This is a genomic window from Prevotella sp. oral taxon 317 str. F0108 (genome assembly GCF_000162415.1).
GTDB lineage: Bacteria > Bacteroidota > Bacteroidia > Bacteroidales > Bacteroidaceae > Prevotella > Prevotella conceptionensis.
Map to the genome: position 1 here is coordinate 1525594 of NZ_GG740072.1, position 9091 is coordinate 1534684.

The following is a 9091-nucleotide window of genomic DNA, read 5'->3' on the forward strand; positions in this document are numbered from 1 at the left end:
GTAATCCCAATACTTAATGCTGTCGGCCGTTAGGAGTGAGATATAGCCAGCCACTTTCTGCCCACGGCTTTGTTTATTAACCTTACCCTGCCCCCATAAGAAAAGGGGGATAAGGCTTAGAAAGATGCAAATACACAAGAGTAATCTTTTCATACGCGATATTTTATAATTGTTTTTCTGTCATTTTCTATATTCTCGCCCACTATCACCTACAAGGATACACAACAAACTTCTCTCCTCGGTTCGTTGAACTTCCCCTTTTCATTTCTCTACCTTGTATACAGTAACCTTGTTGTATTAAGTCTTTCGTGCACAATTTTGCGAGACTTTTGTTTTAGGTAAGAGATAACGCACAATGATTTTGAAGAAACAAATCCCAACCATTGCTCCAATAAACGTGACAAAGAAGAAGTTAAATAGGGTTGGTTCAGGATGGTAACCCGTGTCAGACGATTGCTCAAAGAACAGCTCAAACACCTTTCCTCTATCGCACTTACCAACATCATAGCCACATTCATCACCTATGACACATGGAACAACTATAAGATAGTTCACTAAATGCGAAATAAGTATAGCACCACCTATTACTATATTAAACGCCAAAAATCTTTTCATACGCGATATTGCAAATTAAACTCGGCCTCTTTAATTACACTTTCAGCAAATTGTGCTTTAACATGGAGCTCTTCATTTATGCTTGCCATTGACAAAAATGGCTAGACGCACATTCGAATATAACACTCTAATTGTGACAACCCTCATACCATAATTGTTTTTGAAAGCATTTATAACAAGAAGTGATTAGTGATGAAACAAATCGTTACTAGTGTGCGGTCATATCAAAGTAATTTATCTGCAACATGAACTTAACCGGCTTTACACGATGCTTTTTTAAAGTATCTGTGAAACGCATCGCTTTAATACAGTTCACCAACTCTTGATCAACAGATGTCACATTCGTTGGTCGTACCAGTTGAACATGATCAATCTCACCCACATCGGGATTGTATTCAAAAACGATAACTCCAATGCCTTGAAAAGCATCTCTATACACATAGCCTGCCCTACGCCAAGAAAAAGAACCATTAAAGGCCTTTACCACCTTAGCCTTTAGCTGCGCTGATGGATAAAACTTTTTCTCCGCCGGCTCGTAAACAATGTCCTTCTCTGTAATATTGCAAGAACACATCCATGTATTTTCACATGCCATTAAACATACTATGGCTAGTATTGCCACCATACTTTTTAAATGTCTCATCCTCTTCACCATTTATCCATAGTCAAAAAAGCACTCTCGTTAAAAGATACTTACATACTTAGCACGCTTGAAACGCCATGTTAACAGCACCCAAACGAACACATAGACTACTCGTCATCTTGCAATTGCCTGAACGTTATTTCATCCAACACTTTATCATAAACATCTTTATTACGTTTTGGTACGTGATCATAATACACCCTCACCCCATCAGAATAAACGTCTTTACGCCAATATCGATTGTTCTCCACCCCAACAGACGTTTTTCTTTCGCCTTTCCTTTCCACCATTTTATTTTGGTACTTGTCTATGGAAAACTCCATCATTGAACCTTGGAAGACAATAATATATGTACTATCAACGAAATGATAGAAATAAATCACTCCTTCTTCGTAGTTTTCTTTCTGTCGATGAAATGGTTTAGGAAGTTTCATTGTCACCTCTTTTGATAAGAGTTTCTGATGTTCCTGCACAAAGACAAGATGCTCGTTACTTATTGTTGAACAGCGCAACAGTACACAAATCAATGGCAATGTCGCCATCGTATGAACGAATGAACGCCTTACAAATAGACAAATCGAGGAGAATGCAAACCTATGATACGATTGTGCGGCCATTATATGAGCTATTTTAGAGAAGAACGGTCAAAGTTCTTTGTTGATAGTTTATTCCTCATGAACTTCCGTTCACTGTCTATGTCTTTCAATTTATCAAACACCAACTCGTTCGAGTCTGGCATTTTTTTACACAACTCTTTGTGGGTAAGAAGAGAATCATACAGCCAAGGGCTGCAATAACTTTACTCATAGAGCAACATTTCCTCGTTGAAACGAACGGACCTGTTCTCGGTTTTATGATTAATTTCTTTAACTTCATGATACATCAAGTTTATTAGCCAGTGATTTTTTAGGCTATGCGTTTCCAAGTCCTTGCGCTTGCAAGGTTGTAAGTAGATGGCATATTGCCTTACAACGCGATAACTTGTGGAGCAACTTGTCAACTACACAACAACGGTTCTAATATCAATACACTCAAAAACCATACCCTTTAAGACTAAGAAACGCACAGCCTAAAACTTGCCAACTTACACTTACTTCAACTCGAACTTAGCCGTTGCACGCACATCTGTTTCGCTAGCGCAAACATAAGCAGTGAATGTTCCAGGTTCGGCAACAAAGCCGTGGGTGCGTTCCGACCAATATTCAAGGTCGCCAGACGTGATGTCAAAGCTTACCGTTTTGGTTTCGCCAGGCGCAAGGCTTACCTTAGCAAAGTTCTTCAACTCTTTCTTGGGACGTTCTTCGCTACATTTATCGTCGCCAATAAACAACTCAATGGTTTCTTTACCAGCCCTGCGACCCGTGTTTGTAACGGCCACAGAGAGCGTTATCTTGCCGTTCTTGTCCATCGTTTGAGCCGAAAGCGTGGGCTTGCCATATTTAAATGTGGTGTAGCTTAGCCCAAAACCGAAGGGGAATTGCGGTGCAACACCCTTGGTATCAAACCATCGATAACCCACATAAATACCTTCATCGTAATACACTTGCTTGTCTACACCAGGATAACCACGCTTGCCAAACTGGAAACAAGGATAGTCGGCTTGTCGCTTGGCAAAGGTTATGGGCAGCTTGCCACTTGGATTTAGTTTGCCCGAAACCAATTCGGCCAGCGTTTCGCCCGACATCGAACCCAAATACCAACAGTGCATCAAGGCCTTAACGCTGTTTATCCACGGCGTGGCAAAGGCGTTTCCGCCGAAAGTAAGCACAACGATATTCTTTTGAACCTTGGCCAATTCGGCTATCAGTTCATTCTGTCCGTATGATAAGTCGTAGTTCTCGCGGTCGCCGTTTTCGCAATCTTGCCTACGGTTCTTATTTAATCCGCCCACAAAGATAACGAGGTCGGCCTTTCTAGCGGCTTGCAAAGCCTCTTCTTTCAGTCGTTTAAGCGAGTCGGCCGATAAAGGTTCCACCGCATCGTAAAGCGGTTTGCCCGCATAATAGCCGCGTACAAAGGTGATTTTATCACCATAAACAGACCTCAATCCATCGAGGGGCGAGATGTCGAACTGTGTTTTCAATTCCGAACTTCCGCCACCTTCGCTCATGTTGCGCACGGCATTATCGCCCACCACTAATATTCGCTTATAACGATTAGGGGCAATGGGCAATATGTCGTCTTGGTTTTTAAGCAGCACAGCACCTTCTGCGCCAACGCTCTTGCATACGGCGTAATGTTCGGGCGAACATTGGTTACCAATAGTTTTATGGCTATTCATGGACGTGCGAAAGATGGTTCGCAACACACGTTCTACCTTATCGTTGAGCACTGACATGGGTATGCGACCCTGCAAGACGAGTTTTTCTAGCGGGCTAGCCATATAATTGGCATCGTAACCTTGTACACCATCTTCTGTTTTGCGGTCGGTAGAGGTGCCCATCTCGATGTCTAGCCCATTCATAGCAGCCTGCCACGTGTCGTGAGTGCCCTCCCAGTCGCTTATCACCGCCCCATCAAAACTCCATTCTTTCTTTAAAATCTTGTTCAACAGCGAGTCGTTGTGGCACAGGTGTTGACCATTCCACAGCGGATACGCACCCATGATGGTCCAAACGCCTGCTTGTTGCACGCATTTTTTAAACGCTGGCAAGTATATTTCGCGTAAAGCACGTTCGCCCACGTTTACATTTACGGTAAAGCGGTCTGCCTCTTGGTTGTTCAGCGCAAAGTGTTTAAGGCAGCAAGCCACGCCGTTGGCCTGCGCCCGCTTGATGTAAGGCACGGCCATTTCGCCTGCCAAGTAGGGGTCTTCGCCCATATACTCAAAGCTACGCCCATTAAGCGGCACGCGACAGATGTTGGTTCCCGGCCCCAGAATGACGTCTTTGCCTCTGAAAGCAAACTCTTCGCTTATGGCGTGGCCGTATTCGCCTGCCAAATCGCGGTTCCATGTGGCAGCCAAACAGGTTAACGAGGGGAAGGCGCAGATGGAGTCGTTGGTCCATTGGGCATACCCCCAAGTACTCCAATTCAGTTCGGCGCGCGCACCGTGTGGTCCATCGCTCATGTTCAGCTGCCTAATGCCCAACCTTGGCACGCCTGCCGAGGAGAACATGCTTTGGGCATGTATTAGTTTCACTTTCTCGTGAACGGTAAGCCGTTTAAGTGCATCCTGCACGCGAGCCTCAATAGGCGCGTCGGGATTAAGGTAAACAGGAACTGTTTTTTGGGCTGATGCCATAAGGGTGAAGGCCATCGACAGAGCAGCCATGGTAAGTTTACTTTTCATATCATCGGTTATTTATCGTTGTAGAGGTATTAACCTGACAACAAAGGTCGCAATTTTATTTGAAAAAGACAATAAAATAAGGAAGGAAACAAAGGGGTAAGTTGTGAACAACCTTAAAGTTTTGTACTTTGCTTAGAACTAAATACGCTCTGCACACAAGCACCGTTACCCATGTAAAAAATATGCTCAATCGGTTCTTTTCATAAGGATTAGGCGGTGAAGTCGTCTTGACTTTTAATGTTTCTATACATTAAGAGGCGTTTGTTCTCTCTGTGATGCCAACACAAGATAAACACCCTTCTCATACACGAAGTGCAGGACAAATCAAACCACCAGCTTATAAACTCACGAAAGACCAACAATTCCCGAACACATCAACTTACAAACTGGAAAACTCACAAACTCATCAACTCAAATCTTAAATCATTATCTTTTATTTTACAATACCACTCTAATTTTCGCTCCGTTCTAGCGAAAATATAGGCCATAAAGTAGGTAAACCGCCCCTATTTCTAGCCTTTCACGCCTTACAATATGTTCAATTTTAAGAAAACCACCTGCATTTTGCACCATTTAGCCTTTCTAGATTGGTTGTCAACCCATGATTTTTGCAGCCCCAAAACTCACTTTTAGCCCCTAAAACCCCACTTTTTAACGACCATTTTACCCTTTCTAGCCATGTATTTCATGATTCTTAAAGGTTTTGTTTATACAATTGCAGTGGATGTTTATGCTTTTTGCCTTGCGTTTAGCTGCATTTTGCACTGCGTTTAGCACCATTTCACCTTGCGTTTTGCACCAAAACGCACTGCATTTAGCACCAAAACGCACTGCGTTTAGCACCAAAATGCACTGCGTTTAGCACCAAAATGCACTGCGTTTAGCGGCATATTGCACTATATTTTGCAATAAATAGCCCAAAAGTTGGTGCAAATGGCGGCTTCTTTAAATAAATATTCATTTCACTGCATTCACATGCTAACCCCTTTTTGCGTCAAAACAAACCTTCGCGAGAATCGATTTTTTGCGGCCAAGTGAGCGATTTGTGGATAAAAAGGCACTCATAATGTTAAATTTTCTACTGAAAACCTGACAAAAATAATTATATTGCATGCACGCGCAAGTGGGCAACGACACAGAAAACATGTAGGCTTGCAACGGCCAGCGCGAGCGGTTGTGGAGGATGTTGCTCACGACCAACCAAGACGACATCATGGAAAAGCAGAAGTAATCTGCCATTGACAGCCAGGCTTTCAACTTGTAGAGAACGCATGGAATAACTTCCGCCAAGTCGCCTTCTGAAACATACCTACGTTTTGCCACAGACAGCTTGGGGCAATATTTCAGGTTTTTATCGTATCCTCGTCCAGTACTTTGTGCATGAGGAGAATGTTTATCTTGGTTTTACCACACAACGAAAATAAACTCCACCCAATTCATAGAACCATTAAAAGTCAAGACAACTTCGGTTATAAATTGCGTGCCTACATTTATTTTACTACTTTTGCATTCATAATTATTTACCTTTAATTATGGTATCCGCCTAAAAACACGGATTTGGGAGATTAATTCCTTTTTCTTCCATGTACAGTAAGGCGCTAACACCTATTATAAAAACGATAAAAGATTTTAGTTAACGATGAAGATAAAGACAGTTCTACGCAAATCTCCCTTATATGCGGTGGCAAACTTTGGAATGCTTTTGCTGAGTAGTTGCTTTCCAAGTTTCAACTCAGCCGAAGAAGTTATGGAGTACCTCAAGAAAGAGTTTCCCGACCACGATATCGTACTTTCTTCTGAATACAAAACAAGTCGTGGCCTATGGGAAGATTGGCGAATTTGGTCTTTTACGCTATCGGGTTATCCCAAAGACACCTTTCAAGTGGCCAGCCATATCGGCAGTTACCCCTTTCCGATGATGAAAACAAATAAAAGTATCATCAGCAACTTCTACAAAGTGGTTACTCTGCGTCGTGAACGAGAATTTGAACAAGGGCCTTTGAAGGCTTTCGATGCGCCAACGCGCCGCATCTGGCATCGCTTTCCACACACAGACTTCTCGCTGCGGGCTGTCCAATGGGAGGTGGAAACGCTTGACGACATTTGGCGTGCCAAGCGCTTAATCGACGCTTTTGAACAATTTCTTAGCGAAGAAAGGGTAGACAGCCACGCCCATTATTACTTGCGTATGTACATGCAAGGCCCATGTTATGCCTTGGGAGGGGGCAATTACATTGACTTTATGGATAATTTGGAGACTGCGGAACCTGGCGAAAAGAGTCCTTGCTATATAGAATATCACATATATGGCGACATTAATCGGCAGGAGGTGTGCCAGATGTTTTACAACAGCGTGATGAGGTTTCATCAGCTGATGGCCGACCAAGGCAATGGCGTTACCAAAGAAAACTTTCAGGCATGGGCAGAACAACAACTAAGGCTCAAAGCGCGCTTGCCAGAACTTTCCACCGAAGAGGAGCGCGACTCGCTACGCAAGGTTCTTGTTGTTGACGACGATGATGTGCGCCGGGTGTTTATTGATATGGGACAAAAACCTTATATGATGGTGACCTTAGCTAATAGCGACATGCGCCCAAACAGCCGCGGCATCTTCTTCACCTATCCGCAATTACGGGTTTTCTGCTTGCGCAGCGGCTTGCGGGTGCAAGGCACTGGCGACCATTTTACGGTGAAGGGCGTTGATGGAAGTAGGTACGAATTTTCTATTCGTTTCTACGAAGAGAAGAAAGACGTAGTGGGCTTTGAGGAAGACACCTGTTATTATCTGCGAGATGGCCGTAAAGTCGTGGTGCAGGGATTTTGGTCGCCCGAAAAATGCGTAAACGATGCACTTGTACGCCGAATAACGGGGCGTGATGTCAGGCAAATGGTGGTGCACGAAATAAAACAATAGAACGCCTTCGCCCTTTGACTGAAATCCAAAGCAGTGAAAGTTTTTGCTCTGTTTAAGTGCTATTTGTGTAGAAAAGATGCGCAATTAGCATCAAAGCACACTGCATAATGCTGCAAAATGCAAGGCTATGTGTTCCTAAACGCAGAGTACATTCTTAAAAATGGACTAAAAATTATTTACCACTTACCACTCACTACTTACCACTCACTACTTAAAATTTAATCGTGTTTAACTTGCACGATTACATTTATTTTACTATTTTTGCAACAAATTCATTTACTAAAATCTATATAATATGATACCAACATTTCAGCAAATTCGCGCACAAGTGCTGAGAGCACTAAATGTAGGAGGTGTTATGCGGGCGAAAGACCTTCGAACACCATTGGCAAAACACTTTAATCTTACCAATGACGAGCTTAATACAAAATACGATTCGGGCAATGGAGAAATATTTCTAGACCGTATTTCTTGGGCCTTATCTTATCTTTTTATGGCAAAACTGGCAGATAAGCCAAGACGAGGCGACTACACCATCAGCCAAAAGGGAAAAGAATTAGTTGTTTCGTGCACCGACGAAGAGATTAACAAGTATATAAACGACACCGTGAGCAAACCTAGGAAGACCTCTGGAGAAACGGATAAAGTGATAGGTGCCACCATCATGACATCTAATAACGAACTTACACCACAAGAGGGGTTGTACGAATCGTACGAAAACATCAAGAAATCGATACAAGCAGACATCCTAGCGACGATATTAAGTAAAAAGCCACAAGCATTTGAAAGAATAGTTGTTGAACTGTTACAGATTATGGGCTATGGTGGGGAGATTAAAGATGCAGGTTTCGTAACCAAGCTTTCTAACGACGGAGGTATCGACGGCATCATTAAAGAAGACGTGCTTGGCTTTAATCATATTTCCATTCAAGCCAAACGGTATGCCGCAAACAATCATGTTGGGCGCAATGAAGTGCAGGCTTTCGTGGGCGCAGTTGCTGGAACGCCATCTAAAAAAGGGGTGTTCATTACCACTTCCGACTTTACCAAAGGTGCGATAGACTATGTTGAAAGTCTTAATGGAACGCCAACTGTCATCCTGATTAATGGTGAGCAACTCACAAAATACCTGTACGAGTGCGGACTAGGTCTGCAAGAAGAAAGGGTTTTCAAAGTAATGAAACTCGATAGAGACTTTTGGGATGCGATGGACGACGAGTAAAGGTGAAAGGGTGAAAGGGTGAAAAGGTGAAAGGATAGGAAAGGTGAAAAGGTGAAAAAATGGCTGCGCCATCTGTACATTAGGCTTAACTCCTTAACTCCATACCCCCTTTAACTCCTAAAGATGAAAGGGTGAAGAAATGGCTGCCCCATCTGTACATTTGGCTTAACTCCTTTAACCCCAAAAGATGAAAGGGTGAAAAAATGACTGCCCCATCTGTACATTTGGCTTAACTCCATAACTCCTTTAACTCCTTTAATTTCTAAAGATGAAAAGGTGAAAAATGGTTGCGCCATCTGCACATTTGGCTTAACTCCTTAACTCCATAACTCCTTTAACTCCTAAAGATGAAAAGGTGAAAAGATGGTTGCGCCATCTGCACATTTGGCTTAACTCCTTAACTCC

6 protein-coding genes are annotated in these 9091 nt (G+C 42.9%); 2 read left to right on the forward strand and 4 right to left on the reverse strand.

Going from position 1 to position 9091, the window contains the following annotated elements:
• Nucleotides 1-297: 297 nt before the first annotated feature.
• The 4 genes from HMPREF0670_RS05890 to HMPREF0670_RS05905 all read right to left on the reverse strand — a co-directional run bounded on the left by HMPREF0670_RS05890 (nt 298) and on the right by HMPREF0670_RS05905 (nt 4550).
• The gene (locus HMPREF0670_RS05890; RefSeq protein ID WP_044077757.1) at nt 298-615 is read right to left on the reverse strand and encodes a hypothetical protein; all 318 of its coding nucleotides are present in this window, start codon (nt 613-615) and stop codon (nt 298-300) included.
• 208 nt (nt 616-823) lie between these two features.
• A complete protein-coding gene (locus HMPREF0670_RS05895) occupies nt 824-1258 on the reverse strand; it encodes a hypothetical protein (RefSeq protein WP_198009272.1) in 435 nt (144 codons plus the stop codon).
• Nucleotides 1259-1365: 107 nt separating this feature from the next.
• Entirely contained in the window at nt 1366-1692 is a 327-nt protein-coding gene (locus tag HMPREF0670_RS05900) for a hypothetical protein (protein ID WP_052296866.1), read from the reverse strand.
• Between the two features lie 656 nt (nt 1693-2348).
• The gene (locus HMPREF0670_RS05905) at nt 2349-4550 is read right to left on the reverse strand and encodes a beta-glucosidase family protein (protein ID WP_009230241.1); all 2202 of its coding nucleotides are present in this window, start codon (nt 4548-4550) and stop codon (nt 2349-2351) included.
• Nucleotides 4551-6297: 1747 nt separating this feature from the next.
• Here HMPREF0670_RS05905 and HMPREF0670_RS05910 point away from each other — a divergent pair.
• Both HMPREF0670_RS05910 and HMPREF0670_RS05915 read left to right on the forward strand, forming a co-directional pair.
• Nucleotides 6298-7464 (forward strand): hypothetical protein, encoded by a 1167-nt coding sequence (locus HMPREF0670_RS05910; protein ID WP_009230242.1) that lies wholly within the window; start codon nt 6298-6300, stop codon nt 7462-7464.
• A gap of 295 nt (nt 7465-7759) precedes the next feature.
• Entirely contained in the window at nt 7760-8686 is a 927-nt protein-coding gene (locus tag HMPREF0670_RS05915; RefSeq protein ID WP_009230243.1) for a restriction endonuclease, read from the forward strand.
• Nucleotides 8687-9091: the final 405 nt, after the last annotated feature.

What these genes read in the sequence shown, in the direction of transcription:
- HMPREF0670_RS05890 (WP_044077757.1), bottom strand. Translation starts at nt 615, where the DNA reads ATGAAAAGATTTTTGGCGTTTAATATAGTAATAGGTGGTGCTATACTT.
- HMPREF0670_RS05895 (WP_198009272.1), bottom strand. Translation starts at nt 1,258, where the DNA reads ATGAGACATTTAAAAAGTATGGTGGCAATACTAGCCATAGTATGTTTA.
- HMPREF0670_RS05900 (WP_052296866.1), bottom strand. Translation starts at nt 1,692, where the DNA reads ATGAAACTTCCTAAACCATTTCATCGACAGAAAGAAAACTACGAAGAA.
- HMPREF0670_RS05905 (WP_009230241.1), bottom strand. Translation starts at nt 4,550, where the DNA reads ATGAAAAGTAAACTTACCATGGCTGCTCTGTCGATGGCCTTCACCCTT.
- HMPREF0670_RS05910 (WP_009230242.1), top strand. Translation starts at nt 6,298, where the DNA reads ATGGAGTACCTCAAGAAAGAGTTTCCCGACCACGATATCGTACTTTCT.
- HMPREF0670_RS05915 (WP_009230243.1), top strand. Translation starts at nt 7,760, where the DNA reads ATGATACCAACATTTCAGCAAATTCGCGCACAAGTGCTGAGAGCACTA.